The 17979-nt window shown below is 66.7% G+C and carries 15 protein-coding genes and 1 tRNA gene; 7 read left to right on the top strand and 9 right to left on the bottom strand.

Going from position 1 to position 17979, the window contains the following annotated elements; genetic code table 11:
• Positions 1–213: 213 nt before the first annotated feature.
• Positions 214–1245, bottom strand: a complete 1032-nt coding sequence (locus tag DZG09_RS07540; RefSeq protein ID WP_119696986.1) for a TadA family conjugal transfer-associated ATPase — start codon at positions 1243–1245, stop codon at positions 214–216.
• 224 nt (positions 1246–1469) lie between these two features.
• On the opposite strand from DZG09_RS07540, the gene acs reads away from it, so the two are divergent.
• Complete coding sequence (gene acs, locus DZG09_RS07535) at positions 1470–3440, top strand: acetate--CoA ligase (protein ID WP_119696985.1); 1971 nt, start codon at positions 1470–1472, stop codon at positions 3438–3440.
• Between the two features lie 222 nt (positions 3441–3662).
• Here acs and DZG09_RS07530 read toward each other — a convergent pair whose 3' ends face one another.
• Positions 3663–4808 (bottom strand): polysaccharide pyruvyl transferase family protein, encoded by a 1146-nt coding sequence (locus DZG09_RS07530; protein WP_119696984.1) that lies wholly within the window; start codon positions 4806–4808, stop codon positions 3663–3665.
• Between the two features lie 215 nt (positions 4809–5023).
• Between DZG09_RS07530 and DZG09_RS07525 the strand changes: the two genes are divergently transcribed.
• Complete coding sequence (locus tag DZG09_RS07525) at positions 5024–6832, top strand: hypothetical protein (RefSeq protein WP_119696983.1); 1809 nt, start codon at positions 5024–5026, stop codon at positions 6830–6832.
• A 57-nt stretch (positions 6833–6889) separates the two neighbouring features.
• Here DZG09_RS07525 and DZG09_RS07520 read toward each other — a convergent pair whose 3' ends face one another.
• The 6 genes from DZG09_RS07520 to DZG09_RS07495 all read right to left on the bottom strand — a co-directional run bounded on the left by DZG09_RS07520 (position 6890) and on the right by DZG09_RS07495 (position 12165).
• Positions 6890–8134 (bottom strand): polysaccharide pyruvyl transferase family protein, encoded by a 1245-nt coding sequence (locus DZG09_RS07520; protein ID WP_240423757.1) that lies wholly within the window; start codon positions 8132–8134, stop codon positions 6890–6892.
• Entirely contained in the window at positions 8131–9123 is a 993-nt protein-coding gene (locus DZG09_RS07515) for a lysylphosphatidylglycerol synthase domain-containing protein (protein ID WP_119696982.1), read from the bottom strand. The genes DZG09_RS07520 and DZG09_RS07515 overlap by 4 nt, the downstream gene beginning before the upstream one ends.
• On the bottom strand, positions 9123–10196 hold the full coding sequence (locus DZG09_RS07510) for a nitroreductase family protein (RefSeq protein ID WP_119696981.1): 1074 nt from the start codon (positions 10194–10196) through the stop codon (positions 9123–9125). Before DZG09_RS07510 ends, DZG09_RS07515 begins: the two co-directional genes overlap by 1 nt.
• A gap of 26 nt (positions 10197–10222) precedes the next feature.
• Entirely contained in the window at positions 10223–11287 is a 1065-nt protein-coding gene (locus DZG09_RS07505; protein ID WP_119696980.1) for a glycosyltransferase family 2 protein, read from the bottom strand.
• 192 nt (positions 11288–11479) lie between these two features.
• Complete coding sequence (locus DZG09_RS07500; RefSeq protein ID WP_119696979.1) at positions 11480–11947, bottom strand: RidA family protein; 468 nt, start codon at positions 11945–11947, stop codon at positions 11480–11482.
• A complete protein-coding gene (locus DZG09_RS07495; protein WP_119696978.1) occupies positions 11944–12165 on the bottom strand; it encodes a Sp36 family protein in 222 nt (73 codons plus the stop codon). Before DZG09_RS07495 ends, DZG09_RS07500 begins: the two co-directional genes overlap by 4 nt.
• Positions 12166–12263: 98 nt before the next feature.
• Between DZG09_RS07495 and DZG09_RS07490 the strand changes: the two genes are divergently transcribed.
• From DZG09_RS07490 to DZG09_RS07480, 3 genes are all read left to right on the top strand, one after another.
• Entirely contained in the window at positions 12264–14906 is a 2643-nt protein-coding gene (locus DZG09_RS07490) for a transglycosylase domain-containing protein (protein WP_119696977.1), read from the top strand.
• A 3-nt stretch (positions 14907–14909) separates the two neighbouring features.
• On the top strand, positions 14910–15833 hold the full coding sequence (locus DZG09_RS07485; protein ID WP_119696976.1) for a metallophosphoesterase: 924 nt from the start codon (positions 14910–14912) through the stop codon (positions 15831–15833).
• Between the two features lie 236 nt (positions 15834–16069).
• Positions 16070–16143: transfer RNA gene (locus tag DZG09_RS07480), tRNA-Pro, on the top strand.
• 111 nt (positions 16144–16254) lie between these two features.
• On the opposite strand, the gene DZG09_RS07475 is transcribed toward DZG09_RS07480, so the two are convergent.
• Positions 16255–16947, bottom strand: a complete 693-nt coding sequence (locus DZG09_RS07475; RefSeq protein WP_119697447.1) for a spermidine synthase — start codon at positions 16945–16947, stop codon at positions 16255–16257.
• On the opposite strand from DZG09_RS07475, the gene DZG09_RS17075 reads away from it, so the two are divergent.
• Both DZG09_RS17075 and DZG09_RS07470 read left to right on the top strand, forming a co-directional pair.
• Complete coding sequence (locus DZG09_RS17075) at positions 16876–17226, top strand: MFS transporter small subunit (RefSeq protein WP_420845887.1); 351 nt, start codon at positions 16876–16878, stop codon at positions 17224–17226. The genes DZG09_RS07475 and DZG09_RS17075 overlap by 72 nt on opposite strands.
• Positions 17227–17286: 60 nt before the next feature.
• Positions 17287–17889, top strand: a complete 603-nt coding sequence (locus DZG09_RS07470) for a GTP pyrophosphokinase (RefSeq protein WP_162893207.1) — start codon at positions 17287–17289, stop codon at positions 17887–17889.
• The last annotated feature ends 90 nt before the right edge of the window (positions 17890–17979 follow it).

Raw genomic sequence — 17979 nt, 5'->3', positions numbered from 1 at the left:
TGCCAGGCACGTCACGGGCGGTCCCTGCTTCGCGTGACCGCCCTTCCGCACCGCCGGTCCTTCGCCGTTCTCTGCCGCCTTTACGGTTGCGCGGTGCGGACCGGGTGGCACCGCGCTCCTCACCATCGGCGGCTCTGTCCTCGCTCGGGCCGAACGCCGACGATCCGTCTGATGATGTGCGCGAATGCCGCCTGCGCCTGCGCCGCGCGCCGTTCACTCCCATGGCCGCACCTCCTCGATCGTGAGCCGCCCTCCGGCCGCGCCGAAGCGGCCGACGCTCGCCAGACGTCTGCGCCCGCCGCCGTCGCGCTCCAGGTGCAGCACCCACGAGATCGCGCTGGTGACCTGACGGGCGACGGCGTGGTCATCCATGCCAGCCAGTGCACCGAGCGCCTCGAGCCGCGCCGGCACATCCGCCAGGCCGCTCGCGTGCAGGGTGCCCGCTCCCCCGTCGTGCCCGGTGTTCAGCGCAGTCAGCAGCTCGCGCACCTCTTCACCGCGGCACTCGCCGACGACGATCCGGTCGGGCCGCATCCGCAGCGACTCGCGCACGAGTCTCGGCAGCCCGACGCCTCCCGCTCCCTCGAGGTTCGGCTGCCTGGCCTCCAGCGCCACGTGATGCGGATGCGGGACGCGCAGCTCCGCGACGTCTTCGATCGTCACGATCCGCTCCGAGTGCGGCACATGCGCCAGCAGCGCACCCAGCAGCGTCGTCTTGCCCGACCCGGTCGCACCCGTGACGAGCACGTTCTCGCGCGCATCGATCATCCGCACCAGCCACGCCCTCACGGTCTCGTCGAAGGTGCCGCCGCCGGCGAGCTCGCCGAGATCGGCTCCCGACACGGCGGGAATCCGGATGGACAGCGCCGTGCCGCCCTTCGCCACCGGCGGCAGCACCGCGTGCACGCGCACGCCGCCTGGCATCCGCACATCGACGCATGGCGTCGCGTCGTCGATGTGTCGGCCGCCTCGCGCGATCAGCTGGACGGCCAGATCGCGCACCTCGCGCTCCGAGGCCCGCCATCCGACGGCACGCTGTGCGCCTGAGCCGCGGTCGACATACAGACCGCTGGCACCGTTGACGAAGGCATCGGTCACACCCGGCGCTGTGAGGAACGGAGCAAGCGGCCCGAAGACGTCCTCAGGCATCTCGACCGCAGCGCGGATCTCGCCGCCGCGGGCCCGCGCCTGCTGCACGACGGGCCCTCGGCCCTGTCTCGGCTGCACGACGAACGGTTGGCTCATGCCCCGACGCTATGGAGGACCGATCCGGCGCGGGCCGCTGTCCACAGGCCGATCCGACGACACGCCGACGGCACCGGCCTGTGAGCGACACGATCGGCCGGACCCCCGCCTTTCGGGGGTGGAAACGACCCTGCCAGCGGGCATAGATTCGATGAGTACCCATCCCGTGCAATTGCGCACGCACCGACATCCGGATGCACCGGGCCCGCGAAGGAGCGCGCTACATGAGCAGTCAGATCGACCACCTTCTGGACGAGAAACGTGTCTTTCCACCGAGTGCGGAGTTCGCAGCGAATGCGATCGCAACGTCGGAGCTGTACGAGCAGGCGAATGCCGACCGTGAGTCATTCTGGGCGGAGCAGTCGCGCGACCTGATCACCTGGCAGAAGCCGTTCACCGAGATCCTCGACTGGTCGAACCCGCCGTTCGCGCGCTGGTTCGCCGACGGCGAGCTGAACGTCGCGTACAACTGCCTCGACCGCCACGTGGAGGCGGGCCGCGGCGATCGCGTCGCGTTCCATTTCGAGGGCGAGCCGGGTGACACCCGCACCCTCACGTACGCGGATCTCACCGACGAGGTGAAGCGCCTGTCGAATGTTCTCGCCGATCTGGGGGTCGGCGAGGGCGACCGTGTCGCGATCTACCTGCCGATGATCCCCGAGGCCGTCGCCGCGATGCTCGCCGTCGTCCGCGTCGGAGCGATCCACTCCGTCGTGTTCGGCGGCTTCAGCGCCGACAGCCTGCGCGCCCGCATCGACGACGCCGGGGCGAAGCTGGTCATCACCGCCGACGGCGGCTGGCGCAAGGGCAAGGTCTCCTCGCTCAAGCCTGCGGTCGACCAGGCGCTCTCCGACCGCAACGGTTCCGGCGAGCAGGCGACGGTCGAGCATGTGCTCGTCGTACGCCGCGGCGAGAACGAGGTCGACTGGGTCGACGGCCGCGACATCTGGTACCACGACGTCGTGCCGCAGGCATCGGGCGTGCACGAGGCCCGTGCCTTCCCGTCGGAGACTCCGCTGTTCATCCTGTACACCTCGGGAACGACCGGAAAGCCGAAGGGCATCCTGCACACCTCGGGCGGCTACCTCACCCAGGCGGCGTTCACGCACCGCAACGTCTTCGACCTGCACCCCGAGACCGATGTGTACTGGTGCACCGCCGACATCGGCTGGATCACCGGCCACACCTACGCGCTCTACGGCCCGCTCGCCAACGGCGCGACGCAGGTGCTCTACGAGGGCACCCCCGAGTCTCCCGAGCCAGGCCGGTGGTGGGATCTCATCGAGAAATACCGCGTGTCCATCTTCTACACGGCTCCCACGGCCATCCGGGGGTTCATGAAGCAGGGCCGCGAGATCCCGCAGGCGCGCGACCTGTCGAGCCTGAGGGTGCTCGGGTCGGTGGGCGAACCCATCAACCCCGAGGCGTGGATGTGGTACCGCGACGTCGTCGGCGCCGGCACAGCCCCGATTGTGGACACCTGGTGGCAGACCGAGACCGGCGCGATCATGATCTCGCCGCTGCCCGGCGTCACGGAGACCAAACCGGGTTCCGCGCAGGTTGCGCTCCCCGGCATCGCGTCGACCGTCGTCGACGAGCAGGGCGAGTCGGTCGACAACGGCAACGGCGGCCTGCTGGTCGTGACCGAGCCGTGGCCGAGCATGCTGCGCGGCATCTGGGGCGACCCGGATCGCTTCGTCGAGACATATTGGCGCATGTTCCAGGACAAGGGCTACTACTTCGCCGGTGACGGCGCGCGTCTCGACGAGGACGGCGACGTGTGGCTGCTCGGCCGCGTCGACGATGTCATGAACGTGTCGGGCCATCGCCTCTCGACCGCCGAGATCGAATCGAGCCTGGTCGCGCACGAGGCGACGGCCGAGGCCGCGGTGGTCGGCGCCAGCGACGAGACGACCGGCCAGGCAGTGGTCGCGTTCGTGATCCTGAAGGAGAGCTTCCTGCGCGACAACTCGGCGGCGGGTCTCGCAGACGCGCTGCGCACGTGGGTCGGCACGCAGATCGGCCCGATCGCCCGCCCGCGCGATGTCTACATCGTCGGCGAGCTGCCGAAGACCCGCTCGGGCAAGATCATGCGCCGTCTGCTGCGCGATGTCGCAGAGGGCCGCGAAGTCGGCGACACGCAGACCCTGGCCGACACCTCGGTGATGAGCATCATCAGCTCGCAGGTCAAGTAGCCGGATGGCAGTGGGCGGTTCCGGATGCTCCGGGACCGCCCACTCGTGTCAGCGTCGGCACGTCGTGCGTCGGCATCGCGCTCCCAGTCGCGGCCGAATCCTCGAGCCGCGGCAGAATCGGGTCGTTTGTGCCGCGGCTCAGCGATTGTGCCGCGGCTCAGCGCATCTGGCGCCGACGCCTGGGTCAAGCAGCCCACTGTCGGCCCGACGCCCCGCCCCGTCTCACTCGTAGAGGCGGTCTGCCAGAGCCTTCTTCCGGGCCGCAAGCATCTTCGCCTTCTTCGGAAAACTGGGGTCGACGGTCGGCCTCGCCTCGGGGGATGACAGGTCGGTTCCGGCGGGAACAACGTTCCACCCTGTGCCCAGTTCCAGCAGTGACGCGTGCTTGACGTCGTAGTAGCCCGGTTGACCAGCGATCACAGTGCCCGCTGCCCCGGCAGCTGCAGCAAGCAGATGCGCGTGGAATCGCGTCGTCAGCCAGTGCTGACCGGCTTTCGCAGGCAGACCGTCATGCCACAGCTGACCGAAGGAATAGGCACGAGCGTCGGGCATCAGATTCGCATAGCGCAGATCATCCGGTGGAATCGCCTCGGCGAAACCGACGTCGACATCGCCGTTGTCGCCTGTGAAGCTGCGAATCGACTCGGTCGCTTCCTCATCGCTCCAGGCGAGCAGGTCGCCCTGAACCAACACCATCCGCTCTGGTGAGTCGTGCTCTGCGAACACCGGTCGCGACAACGCGAGCGCGAGGAAGGCGTCGTCGTTCTCCCGATGCGTCTTCGTGATCTCGGCACTGGGTTCGTCACGCACCTCGACGTGAGAGAAGGCCGCGAACTGGTCGGCCAGCCAGCCCCTGTGGGCGTCATCGAGCGGCATCAGCCCCTGCCCGGTCGCGAAGACCGGCACATCGAAGGCACGATGGATCTCGGCCGCGGCGGAGACGAGGCCCAGGTTGTCGTGCCACATCGAGTTGAGGTATCCGCCGCCGAGAAGGTGCAGGGAGTCTGCACCGCGCAGCATTCGCAGGCCTTCGTCGAAGCGAGGCGAACCAAGGTCGCGCACCAGCCGCGCGATCCTGGCCGCGTCGACCGCCGGGTCGTGCGTCTCGCTGCCCATGGCGAGCTCCCACAGCGTGTTGGTGGTGCGCAGGTTCGGATGGGTGTCGGCGAACAGATGCGCCGCACGCCCAGGATGCGGGCAGTCCAGCCACACCACCGATTCGGGTTCGCGTGCGGCCAAGAAGTCGAGCCAAGCCCTGGCGATCAGTTCGTCGCCGTAGTTGGGGTGGCCCGAGGTCGAGACGAGGTACCGAGTACGGACGACGCTAGGCGCGGGGTCAACAGGAGTACGAGTCCGGAACAGCGCCATCCCAGTGCCTTTCACTAGTAGAACTGCCGTCTCCCCGCCGACGCACGTCGATCCTCATCCGACGCACAACCACGATATCGAGATTCGGCGAGGACCGTGAATCGCCGCATGATCCCGAAACGCTTCATCGCATTGCACGCAGGGCGCGTCCCATACCGCTGTGCGACAGTGGAGACGCTACACTTTTGGTCGCCGCGCACCCTGCAGGAGTTCACTTGACCACGACCATCGTCATGCCGACATCGCTGCGTCAAGCGAGCGAGCCGCACGAACGGACAGAGGGCCGCGGAAGCTGGGTCTGGCGGGTGCTGGCTGTTGTCGGCCCGGTCGCCACGATCATTCTGTACTGGTACATCGCGCAGTCGGCGATCGCGCCGCGCACCGGCTATGACGAGAACCACCTGTTGCAGATGGCCCGTCTCGTCTCCGGCGACGACAACGTGACCCAACTCGCCGGCAGCGGCTACTACCCGGGCTGGGCAGTCGTCCTGGCGCCCATCTGGTGGTTCACTCACGACGCCGCGACGGTGTACGCCGCCGCACTCACCGTGAGCAACGTGATCGGCGTCGCGACGATCGTGCCACTGGCTCTGCTCGGCCGCCGCCTAAGGTTGACCTGGCCGCAGAGCATCACGATCTCCTCGATCGTGATGATTCTGCCCGCGCGGAGCGCCTTTGCCGAATATGCCCTCAGCGAGCAGGCGATCGCGTTCTTCGTCGCGTGGGTCGTGCTCGCCGCCTTCGCGCTGTGGCAACGGCCGTCGTGGTGGCGCGTGGTGCTGTTCGTCGCGGCGATCGGCGCGGCATACGTGACACACCCGCGCACGATCGCACTGGTGGCGACGGCGGGGATCTGGTTGCTCGGGTTCGCCCTGCGGCGATGGCGCTTGGCCCTGCTCGGTCTCGCGCTGCTCTTCTGCGCATATGTGGCCGCCGATCGCTTCGCTCAATACGTTGCGGAGCGTGTGCTGCTCAACGGTTACGGCAAGGACGCAACTCTTCAGAACACGCTCGACAACTTCGACGCTTCGATCTTTCTGAAGGTCTTCCTCAACCAGACCTGGGTGCAGGTCGTCGGTACCGCGGGGCTGTTCGCGGTCGGGAGCGTGGTCGTGGTCGTCTGGACGATACGCGAACTGCGCGAGCGTCGGCTCGGTACCGGTACTTTCATGTTCGGCATGATCCTGTCGGCCGTACTGGTCAGTGCGATCTGGTGGACGCGACCGGACGTCCTGCTGCGCGTCGTCGGGTGGGTGCGGCTGGACGCGTGGACCTACTCCCGGTACATCGACCCGGTAGCGGCGATCGTCGTACTCGTCGCGCTCGCAGCACTGGTCCGCGGACTTCGTTGGAGCGTGGTCGCGACCGCCGTCGGCGTCTTCGCAGCCGGGGCAGCCGCGGTCGTTCTGGGGGTCGCTCGGAACGTTCCGCTCTGGGGTTGGTACTCGGCGTCGAACCCGGCGATTCTTCCATGGCGCTTCCTGTTCCCCGATGCCCCATTCGTTCTCCCGCTGACGCCGACGTTCACCAACGATGCCCGATTCTGGGTGTGGGCAACGACGTTTGTGTTCGTCTGTCTCGGTGCGTACGTCGTGCTGCGTAATCATCCACGGACATTGGCCACCTGTCTGCTCGCCCTCTCATGCGCTCTCGCTCTCCTCGCGAACCCGAATATGACTCGACCTTACCCAGCAAACACCACAGGTGCGGTCGAGCAGATCGAGTCCGTGGCGCTCGGCCCAGACCGTGCCCGGATCGACTTCGATATCGCCTGCCGGGCACCGGGTAGATCGGATGCGATCAACTGGCTCCCCTTCTGGCTCTCGCCACGCGTCGTCGAGATCGTCGATCGTCGGGTCGGCGAGCGATTCGACTCCGACCTCGTCGTCTCGTGCGAGGACTGGCCAGAAGCCGACGCCTTCGGGGCGCGCGCGTACGACGCCGACCCCGACTACTCCTACCGGCTCTGGGTCCTCCCAGGCGAGCTTCAGGACGAGCTCGACGCCGCCGGCCTCCTGCGGTGACACGCTCGCACTCGATCCGGTGCGGCGCTGATGCCCGCCGCACCGGATCCGTCGCTGTCACCCCTGAGGGGCGCGGACGATGTCGGCGATGAGATCGGCCTGCGCGAGGGAGCGCTGCTTGACCTCCGGCAGGTGAGCGTCGAGCTTGGCCTGCACTGCGCCGCGCTGCGCGTCGAGTTCGGCGAAGCGCTGCTGCAGATAGGACGGATTGAGCTTGTCGTGACCGAATGCCCATTCCTCGAGTTCGAACATCTCCAGCACCTCGCGGTACTTGTGGCTCCAGCCGATGACCAGCGTCGGCACGGCCATCGCCAGCGACGACACCATGGCGTGGAATCGGCTGGCGACGAAGATGTCGCAGCGACCGATGAGGTACCGCAGCTGCTGCGAACTCAGTTCGCGATCGATGAACAGCAGGTCGTCTCCGAGCGCCATCCGAGAGTGGATGTCCTGACACAGCGGCAGGTCGTTGTTGTGAGTCTTGTCGGTGCCGGTGCGCACGCTGTGCGGCACGAGAACCACCTTCTTGCCCTGCGCGCGCAGGTGCGCGATGAAGGAGACGATCTGGCTGATGTAGTCGCCGCCGCGCGCTTCGACCTTCTTCTGCAGCACCACGCTGGGGCACACGCCGACCACGTCGCCGTCGTCGAAGAACGTCAGGTCGACGTGCTTTGCGACCTGCTCCACCTCGGTGCCATCCATCTCCAGCGAGAAGGCGTAGTCGGCGCCGGCGTGCAGGTTCTTCAGACCGAGTCCCTCGGCGAGTTCGTGGGTGATCCGGCCGCGGGTGACGAGCGTGCGCACCTTGGGCAGGAAGACCTTCGAGACGAACCTGTTCACCGGGTTCGTGAACGGCCCGACCGCCTGCGCACATTTGAACACCGGAGTCGCGGTGTTCAACGCAGGCAGAATGGACGCGACGTTGTAGAGCAGGAACTTCTCGCGGCCGTCTGTGAAGGTGATGCCGCCCTGATCGAGAAGCACCTGGCTGGAGGTGAGCGCCCGGATCGCCTTGGACCGCTTGCGCAGCAGCGGGCGCAGGAACGGCAGCAGCCGATAGCCCAGCGCGAGCAGGTTGATCGTGACCCCGAGCTGCTTCGGTTTGGCCGCGACGACGTCGAGGTTGTCGTACGGATTCTGCGCGCGATCCTCCCGCGGGTACATGCTGAACAGCGTGAACCGCGGATTGTCGAGCCGTGCGTTCAGGGTCTGGATGGCACTCTCCAGCATCGCAGAGGCGCCCTTGTTGCCGGAGAGCGCCGATCCGATGATGGTGATGTGCGGGGAGGGCTGGTCGGTCACGGACGGATCTCCTTCGGAATGGTCCGGCGGGTGATGAGGTACACGGCGGCGACGCCGAGATCACCGACGGTGGACAGCAGACGAGCGAGCAGGCTGATCACAATCGCCTGCGCGACGGGAATGTACTGGCTGAGGACCAGCACGATGATGGCCTCGCGCACGCCGATGCCGCTGGGCACGAAGATCGCCAGGATGCCGATGGCCCCCGCAAGCACATATGCGGCGGCGAACGGCAGCCACATCTCGGGCCCGACATCCGACACGGTCACGGCGATCAGCACGAAGCCGACGCCGTTCAGGATGCGCGGCCCCAGGAACTCCGCAGCCGACCGCAGCGACTGCCAGCTGCTGAGGAAGTACTCGCGAGGCACGTCCTGCTTCAGCACCCGTTTTGCCACCCTGCTCAAGATGCCGTGGAACAACGGCCGATACATCACCAGCGCCAAGGGGATCAGCACGAGCAGCGGCAGCACGAGAGTGGTGACGTTGGCCCCGAATATCTGCGGCCCGAGGCTGAGGAACAGGAGGACGATCGCGGGCACGATCGAGGCCAGCTGCAAGAAGACGTTCTCGTAGATGAAGCTGATGACGACGAGCGTGCGGCTGATGCCCTTCTTCTTCGCCCACAGCACCTTGTTGGCGACCGAACCGACCTGACCGGGGATGTACTTCAGCACCCACGACAGGCACTGCACCGCCACGGCCTCGACCGCACTGATCCTGGCATCGGTATCGCAGACGCGAACGATACGCGCCCACAGCAGCCCGGTCAGCGGCACGGCGAGCGCAAACGCGACAGTTGCGACGATCCAGAGCCAGTCGAAGTCGACAGGGTTCGCCTGCAGCTCGTGCCAGTTCTCGATCAGCGATCGTGAGAAGAAGTATCCGACAACGCCGACGACGACGATCGTAATCGCCCAGCGCAGCGCCTGCTTCTTCACGGAGCGCCGCTTGCGCGGTGGTTCGGCGCCGGTCGATTCCTCTGACATCAGTTGTAGCGGCGGAAGGTGTCGAGCTCCTTCTTCTTCGAGTGCGGCACCATCCCCTCGGGGTGGGCGTAGCCGAAGGCGATCAGCATGACGACACGATCGGTGAGGTCGAGACCGATCGTCTTCTGCATCTTGCGTTCGAGCGGTTCGAAGTCCGGCCAGTTGATCACGCTGGAGCTCAGCCCCAGCGTCTCCAGACCGAGCATGAACTGCATGGCGGCGAGCGAACCGTCGACGTAGACGGCGTGTCGGTCTCGCGGGCTGAAGTACGATTCCAGCTTCCCCACCACAACCGCGATCGCCGGGATGTTGTGGCCGTATCCCGCTGTGCCGAACGGGATGTCCGAAACGGTGCGGACCATCTCGGGAGAGTCGAAGATCCGGAACTCGTATGGAAGCCGATTGCACGCGCTCGGCGCCTGCCTGGCCAGCAGCAGTGCCTTGTCGATCAGCTCGCGCGGGATCTCACGTTCCTCGTACCAGCGCACACTGCGGCGCTGAGCGACGAGCGCCTCGAACGCCTCGTAGTCGATGTCGGAGAGCTGCTGCTTCACGTACGGGATCTTCCCCGTCGGTTCCGCGTCGTACCCTGCGCCTGCGAAGCGCGCACGCGCTGCATCCACCACGTCGTCGCCGGAGGCCGACACCCGGAAGTACTCCGTGAGTACGTCGTGGGCCCAATCCATCTCGCTCTGGTCCATCGTGCCGGGAGCCCTGCGGCACTGTTCAGCGGCCTGTTCGTAGAACTCGATGGTCTCGGTGATGTAGTCGCGGGCGAATACGTCGCGCCGCGGACGCATGATGAGTCCCTTTTCGAGTCTGTGGATGTTGCGGCGCAGCTCGACGTGGGTGATGCGTTCGCGATTCTTGTTGCGGTAGTAGTTCCGGCGCCCACGCAGCACCGCTGCCTGCTCGCGGTTGAAGGTGATGAAGCTGACGAAGTACACCAGGTGCGTGAGCACACGGCTTCCCCCGAACACCTCGAGGAATATCCGGTTCGTCGTCTCGTAGACGCGGCGGATCCAGGTGATGGCGAGCAGCGCCTTCGCGATCTTCTTGAGCTTGTTCAGCACAGTGGTGTCGTCTCGATCCTGGGTCGCTATGTGCGGTCTGCTTCGGGGCCGTCTTCTTGAATCCCTCGCATCGCGAGCGGAGGCGTCACCATCATCGATGGATGGCGAACGGTGTCGGCGACGGACGGCACGGTCGGGTCGATCTGATTCTGCGGAGCGTACTGCATGGCTCTGAGCCGTTCCAGGCTCTCCTCGACCAGAGCGCGGTTCGTTCGCAGCATGTCGGATATCACCAGCAGCGCGAAACACAGCAGGCTGCCGACAAGCAGCGCGACGCCGAGGATGAGCGACTGCACGTGGTCGCCGGCCGCTCCGATCCACATCAGCACGAGGTATCGCACGAACGGGATCATCGCCAGGACGAGCAGCAGCAGCCCCAGGCTCAGGAACACCGCGTGCGGCTTGAACATGATGTAGCTGCGCATGATCGCCTGGCCGGAGCGCCCCATGTGCTGGAAGATGTTCTTGAACAGCCGCGATTCCCGAGTCTTCGGGTTCGTCGTCACCGGCACACTGTCGATCCGCATGCGCTTGTGGCCCGCCTGGATGATCGTCTCCATGCAGTAGCTGAACTCGGTGACCACATTCAGCCGGTACAGCGATTCGCGCGAGTAGGCGCGGAAACCGCTGGCGGCATCCGGCAGCTTCGTGCCGCCTGCGAAGTTGACCACCTGGCTGCCGATCCGCTGCATCAGCTTCTTGAACGGCGAGAAGTGCGAGATCGTCTTGGTCTGTCGGTCGCCGATGACGATGTCGGCGGTTCCGTTCACGATGGGCTGCACCAGGTCGGCGATGCGGTCCTGCGGGTACTGGTTGTCCCCATCCGTGTTCACCACGATGTCGGCGCCGTGCTGCAGCGCGTAGTCGACGCCGTCGCGGAACGAGCGCGCCAGCCCCATGTTGCGCGTGTGGAACACGAAGTGCTCGACACCGAACGACCGCGCCACCTCGACGGTGCGATCGTTCGATCCGTCATCGATGATCAGGACATGGATCTCATCGATCCCGGGGATCTCTTTCGGGATGCTCTCGAGCACGAGGGGCAAGGTCTGCTCCTCGTTGAGACAGGGGACCTGAACGAACAGACGCATTGCTGGTTTCTTTCGTAGACGGTTCGGCGCACACATCGTCACACCGCGTGCACGATTCTAGTGTCGCGCCGGGCGATCACGATGATGCCCACGCCCCAGCTGCGGCATAATCGCCGAGCCGCGGCAGAATCGGGTCGATTGTGCCGCGGCTGAGTGTTTGTGCCGCGGCTCGGCACCCGGGCTCAGCGCACCCTACGCGAAGGTGAAGGCGACCTCGACCTCGACAGGTGCGTCGAGCGGGAGGGCTGCGACGCCGACGGCTGAGCGGCTGTGCGCGCCGGCGTCACCGAAGATCTCGCCGAGCACCTCGCTCGTTCCGTTGATGATGCCTGGCTGCCCGGTGAAGGCGGGGTCGGATGCGACGAACCCCGTCACCTTGAACACACCGGTGATGCGGTCGACATCGCCCACGGCTGCGGCCGCCGCGGCGAGCGCGTTCAGCGCGCACGTGCGGGCGTAGTCCTTCGCGTCCGGCGCGGGAACGAGACCGTGCCCGTCGCCGACCTTGCCGGTGGCCGACAGATCGCCCGAGACGAACGGCAGCTGTCCGGATGTCCAGACCAGGTCGCCGTGGATCTTGGCCGGAATGTATGCGGCGACCGGCGCGGCGACACTCGGCAGGTCGATCCCGAGCTCGGCGAGGCGCGCGGAGACGCTCACTGCTCGCCCTCGAACTGCTTGGCGGCCTCTGCCGCTGCTCCCAGCCCGACGTTGGCCGGCCCTGAGTCGGTGACGGGCCGCTTCAGATAGGCGACGAGCCCGCCTTCTGGCCCCGTCACGACCTGCACGAGCTCCCAGCCCTGCTTGCCCCAGTTGTTCAGAATCTGCGCCGTGTTGTGGATCAGCAGCGGCGTCGTGAGGTACTCCCACGTGGTCATGGCACTCCCGGTGTCGTGTGCAGAAGGTCGGTGGGCGTTCTGTGCGGAGCTCTCCGGCAAAGCAGATTCTCCACAGGGAACGCTATTACCATCAGCCTATGCCTCACTCGAAGAGAACGCTCGGCGGTGTCGTCGGCGGCATTCTCGGTCTCGTCGGCCTGAGCGCCGTCGCCGGGCTGCTCGTCACCGCGACGGTCACTCCCGCTATCGCGCTCAGCGGCTACACCGCATCCGGCGCCATGACGATGTTCGAGAACATTCCCGCAGACCTCGAGGTCGACCAGCCGATGCTGCCGACCACGATCTACGTCGAGAACGAAGAGGGCAAGAACGTCGAGCTCGCCACGTTCTACGACCAGAACCGCATCCCGCTCGAGTACGAAGACCTGCCGCAGGTCGTCATCGACGCTGTGCTCTCCAGTGAGGACCCCCGTTTCTACGACCATGGCGGCGTCGACCTGATCGGAACCTCGCGCGCGCTCCTGCAGAACGCCGGCGGCGGCAGCACGCAGGGCGCATCGACGATCACCCAGCAGTTCGTCAAGAACGTGCTCGTGCAGCGCTGCGAGGCGGGCACATCGGAAGATCTTCCGGATGACTTCGACAGCCTGGCATCCGAGGACCAGCAGTCGGCGATCATCGACTGCTACAACGAGCAGACCGATTCCAGCGGCACCGAGGGGTATCAGCGCAAGCTCCAGGAGATGCGCTTCGCGATCGCCATCGAGAAGAAGTACACAAAAGAGCAGATCCTGCTCGGCTACCTCAACTTCGCGAACTTCGGCGGCCAGACCTACGGCATCGAGGCCGCGGCGAAGCGCTACTTCGGCAAGAGCGTGAAGGATGTCACCATCGGCGAGGCCGCGATCCTCGCGGGCATCGTGCAGAACCCGAACCTGCTGCGCATCGACAAGAAGGAAGGCACCCGAGAGATCAAGGGTGAGATGGTCAACTCTGCGGAGGACGGCTACAGGTACGCGAAGTCGCGTCAGAACTACGTGCTGAACCGCATGCTCGAAGACGGCAAGATCACGGAAGGCCAGCACGACAAGTACCACGACGCCGAGATCAAGCCCAACATCACGTCGAGAACTCAGGGCTGTCAGCAGGCGGGAGATGCGGCGTACTTCTGCGAGTACGTGCGCCAGACGGTCCTGAACGATGAAGCCTTCGGCGAGTCCGCGGACGCACGTCGCCAGGTGCTCAGCCGTGGCGGTCTGAAGATCTACACGACCCTGAACCCGTTCATCCAGCAGGCGGCGGAAGACGCGATCAACACCTACGCGCCGCAGACCGTCGCGAATATGAACTTCGGCTCGACAGTCGTCACGGTCGACCCACGCACGGGTGACATCTTGGCGATGGCGCAGAACACCGACTACAGCCTCAGCCCGAATCACAAGTCAGGCGACGGCTACACGAGCCTCGTATACGCGGCACCCGCCGACCGCGGCCACGCGATCGGCTTCTCGGCCGGTTCGACCTACAAGATGTTCACGCTGCTCGACTGGCTCGAGAGCGGGCGATCTGTCAGAGAGACCGTCGACGGCACCAGCCGTCCCTTCAACATGAACGTCTGCGGTGCGATCCAACAGACCGAGATGCGCAACTTCGGCGGAATACAGGGCCGAGTGAGCACGCCGATGGACTTCACCTCTGCGTCGCTCAACACGGGGTTCATGGCGATGGCCGAGCAGCTCGACATCTGCGGAATCAACAAGGTCGCCGACCGGCTCGGCGTCACCCTCGGCAACGGCAAGAAGGTCACCGAGGAGAACGTCCCCAACAACGTCATCGGCGACAAGGCGATCGCGCCGCTCGACCTCGCCTCGGCGTATGGCACGGTTGCCAATGGCGGCGTGCTCTGCGACCAGCGCGCCATCAGGAAGGCGATCAACCCCGACGGCAAGGAGATGACCCTCCCCGAGCACGACTGCAAGAAAGTGCTCGAACCCGAGGTCGCTGCGACCGCTGCATACGCGCTGGCAGGCGTCATGAACGGAGGATCCGGCACTGGAGGCAACCCCTATGACGGCACTCCCCTGATCGGCAAGACCGGTACCCACCAGAATCTGCAGACCATGCTCGTCGAGTCGTCGACCCGCGCGGCCACTGCTGGCTGGGCGGGCAACGCCACGGGGGAAGGCTCCATCTTCGGAAACGGCCTGCAGAACATCCGCTACAACATCGCACGCGAGACGCAGCGAGCTGCGAACGCCCAGCTCGGCAGCGATCCGTTCCCCTCACCCGACAGCGAACTGACGCGCGTCATTCTGGCCGATGTGCCGAATGTGCAGGGCATGTCCGTCGCCGACGCGACCGCCGCGATCGAGGCGGCCGGCTTCAATGCGAGGGTCGGCAATTCGGTGGCGGGAACCGAACCTGAGGGCACCGTGCACAGCACCGACCCGAGCGGCAGCGCGCCGAGCGGCTCCATCGTCACGATCCAACCGAGCAACGGCAGCGGCGTCTCGGTGCCTGACGTGTCCGGTATGTCCCTGTCGGGTGCGAGAGGCGCGCTGCAGTCGGCCGGTCTCAACGCATCGCTCGGCTCATGCAACCAGAACGGCGACCTCGATGAGGACCGGGCGAGGGGCACCGACCCGAGCGGCGGTTCCGTGGTCTCTTCCGGCAGCACCGTCACAATCGAGTACAGCTCCAAGACCTGCGGTGGCGGCGGTGGCGACGACGGTGGGAACAACGGCGGCAATGGGAACGGCAACGACGACGATGACGACTAGTCGATGAGTCGGGCCGGCCGCACCGCTCTCACCGCGTTCACGGCTGCCGCCACGACCGCGGCTGCCGCCGCGGTGTGGGGCATCGGAATCGAACGGCACCTCTACACGCTGAGATCGCACGTCGTGCGCGTGCTCGAGCCGGGGAGCCGCCCCATCCGGGTGCTGCACGTCTCCGACGCGCACCTCGCGCCGTGGCAGCGCCGCAGGCGCGAGTGGATCGCTCGCCTGGCAGGGCTGCGCCCCGACCTGGTGATCAACACGGGAGACAACCTGGGGCATCCGGATGGGCTCGAGGCCGTGCGCGAGGCGTTCGCTCCGTTCGCGGGCACGCCTGGAGTGTTCGTGCACGGGTCGAACGACCTGTGGGCGCCCACGCCGCGCAACCCGCTCAAGTACCTCGCCGGCCCGTCGAAGCACCGGGTGCACGCGAACCCGCTTGACACCGCGGCGCTCGATGCGTTCCTGAGCGAAGAGGTCGGCTGGACCGCGCTCGACAACACTGCTGCCACGATCGAGGCGGCGGGCTCCCCCATCCGGTTCGTCGGCACGAACGACGCGCACCACGCCCTCGACGACGCCGACGCCGCCCGCGACGCTCTGGCGGCGCTCCCGACGGCGCCGCTCACGCTCGGCGTGACGCACGCGCCGTATCAGCGCGTGCTCGACGACTTCGTCGATGCCGGCGTCGACGCCCTGTTCGCCGGGCACACCCACGGCGGCCAGGTGCGCGTGCCGTTCTACGGGGCACTGGTGGCCAACTGCGACCTGCCCGCTGAGCAGACGCGAGGGCTGTCGACCTGGGCGCACGCCGGCCGCGCCGTGCCGCTGAACGTCAGCGCGGGGCTCGGACACTCGATCTACGCGCCGGTGCGCTTCGCCTGCCTGCCCGAGGCGTCGCTGCTCACGCTGGCCCCGCGCCCGGCATAGAACGCTCCCCCGGCCGGTCCCGCGCCGTAGCGCGATTCCGACGCTGTCCGGTGTTCGCCATCGGTTGCGCCTGCCGGCCTGCTTCTCGCCGCCGAGGCCACCAGAGCGTCCACCGGCAGCGGCAGAGGCGGAGGCGCCCGTCGACACTCCCGCCTGACACGGCCCCGCCTCGGTTCGAAGCACGGCTCCGGATCGGTTAGACTGGTCGGGTTGCGCCGCGTTCGCCGCGGAAGCAACGGGGTGTGGCGCAGCTTGGTAGCGCGCCTCGTTCGGGACGAGGAGGTCGCAGGTTCAAATCCTGTCACCCCGACGCTGTTGAGAGAGGGACCCGACCATCAGGTCGGGTCCCTCTCTCGTCGATCGCAGCGAGTTCGTCGGGAGTCCGGTCGAGTCGGATACAAGCTCGTGCGCTCGGCGAATGCTACCGCCGCGCGACGTAGACGGTGTTGCTCGAGACGCCACCGGTGAGCGGGTTGGCGAACTCGACGACATGGGCCGCAACGGTCGAGAACACTTCGCTCAGCACGGCCTCGAACACCTGATCGGGTCGGTCGTCGGACCACAGCGCGAAGACGCCGTCCTCAGCGAGGTGGCGGCGCAGCGCCGCGAGCCGCGGTGCGGTGTAGAACGCCTGGTGCGCGGGGCTGAGCGCGTGGCGCGGCGAGTGGTCGATGTCGAGCAGGATGGCGTCGTACCTTCGCTCGGGCTCGGCCGCCGCCAATCGGAAGAAGTCGTCCTGGACCAGCCGGCAGCGCGGATCACTGCCCAGCTCGACGACATCGGGCAGGAGTTCCCGCCGGTGCCATTCCAGAACGGGTTCGTTGACCTCGATGACGGTGACCTCGGCGACCCTCGGGTCCGCGAGCGCTGCCTGCGCCGTGTATCCCAGGCCCAGCCCGCCCACCATGACCCGTAGTCGCGGTCGGTCGATCTCGGCGAGCGCGAGGCGCGACAGCTCGATCTCCGCCGCCGTGAAGAGGCTGGACATCAGGAACTCTTCGCCCAGTTTCACCTCGTAGACGTCTGAGTCGGTCACCAGGTCATGGCGCCGGCGCAGGCTGATCTCGCCCTGGTCCGTCTGCTGCCAGTCGATCTCTTCGAAGCGCGATGCCACATCTCCTCCTCCTGCGTCCTCGTTCCGGAGTGCGCGCGGCACAAGCCTGGCACCATCCGGAACGGTGAGGAGTCCTCGTCCTCCGCCGTAGCACCCTGTCACACCGGCATCGATATGGCGAACCGCGCGTGGCACTTCCCCTCATGGCTCGCGTGGCTGGTCGTGGGAGTCCCACTCGCCATCGGCATCCTGCTGACGTGCTTGAACGCAATGAAGCTGTTCTCCCGATGCGTTTGTGCGGGATCCGCCACGGGCCGACTGGCGGCTTCCCGCACCTGAACCGGGGCGCGCAGGCGCTTCGCGAACCGGATGTCGGTGGCTGCGCATACGCTGGATCCCATGGATGACGAGGAGCTGGTGAGGGGTGCCCTGCGAGGCTTCGACCGCTCCCTGCTGGAGTACCGCGCGCTGCGCGACGCCATGGAGCAGGAGATCCCCCAGCAGCTGAAGCAGTGGGGCGTGTTCGACTTCCGCGTCGAGGCGCGCGTGAAGAAGCGCGGTTCCTTCGAGGAGAAGGTGCGCCGCGACCCGACCAAGCCCGTGCACGACATGGTGGGCCTGCGCATCATGGCGTTCTTCCGCAGCGACCTGACCCGGGTGGAGCGGATGACCAGGCGCGTGTTCGAGGTCGTCGAGGAGTCGTACATCGACAAGGGAAACCTGCTCGGCGCCGAGAGCTTCGGCTATCGCAGCGTGCAGTTCGTGGGCCACACGCGAGGCGCCGAACCGTTCGACGAGTTCGCGGCCGGGCTCCCGGTCGAGATCCAGATCCGCACCATGCTCGAGCACGTCTGGGCCGAGGTCGAGCACGACTTCCGCTACAAGCCGCAGTCCGCCTCACCGGATCCCGAGATCAACCGCCGCTTCGCGCTCACGGCCGCCCTGCTCGAGCAGGCCGACCGCAACCTCGACGACATCCGGCGCTCGATGGAGGATCGCTGAGGCGTCAGCCGCAGCAGCTCAAGTGCGGGAAATCGCCGCCTAACCCGCGGACTGGCGGCGTTCTGCCGCACCTGAGCGTCAACCCGTGGG

The sequence above is a fragment of the Microbacterium halotolerans genome, assembly GCF_003569805.1.
Lineage (GTDB): Bacteria > Actinomycetota > Actinomycetes > Actinomycetales > Microbacteriaceae > Microbacterium > Microbacterium halotolerans.
The sequence above is the reverse complement of the archived record's forward strand: the minus strand, read 5'-3'. Positions and strand labels throughout refer to the sequence as shown.

Coding starts and splice junctions, on each gene's coding strand:
- DZG09_RS07540 (WP_119696986.1), bottom strand. CDS start 1,245: ATGAGCCAACCGTTCGTCGTGCAGCCGAGACAGGGCCGAGGGCCCGTC.
- acs (WP_119696985.1), top strand. CDS start 1,470: ATGAGCAGTCAGATCGACCACCTTCTGGACGAGAAACGTGTCTTTCCA.
- DZG09_RS07530 (WP_119696984.1), bottom strand. CDS start 4,808: ATGGCGCTGTTCCGGACTCGTACTCCTGTTGACCCCGCGCCTAGCGTC.
- DZG09_RS07515 (WP_119696982.1), bottom strand. CDS start 9,123: ATGTCAGAGGAATCGACCGGCGCCGAACCACCGCGCAAGCGGCGCTCC.
- DZG09_RS07505 (WP_119696980.1), bottom strand. CDS start 11,287: ATGCGTCTGTTCGTTCAGGTCCCCTGTCTCAACGAGGAGCAGACCTTG.
- DZG09_RS07495 (WP_119696978.1), bottom strand. CDS start 12,165: ATGACCACGTGGGAGTACCTCACGACGCCGCTGCTGATCCACAACACG.
- DZG09_RS07490 (WP_119696977.1), top strand. CDS start 12,264: ATGCCTCACTCGAAGAGAACGCTCGGCGGTGTCGTCGGCGGCATTCTC.
- DZG09_RS07485 (WP_119696976.1), top strand. CDS start 14,910: ATGAGTCGGGCCGGCCGCACCGCTCTCACCGCGTTCACGGCTGCCGCC.
- DZG09_RS17075 (WP_420845887.1), top strand. CDS start 16,876: ATGGCGCCGGCGCAGGCTGATCTCGCCCTGGTCCGTCTGCTGCCAGTC.
- DZG09_RS07470 (WP_162893207.1), top strand. CDS start 17,287: ATGGATGACGAGGAGCTGGTGAGGGGTGCCCTGCGAGGCTTCGACCGC.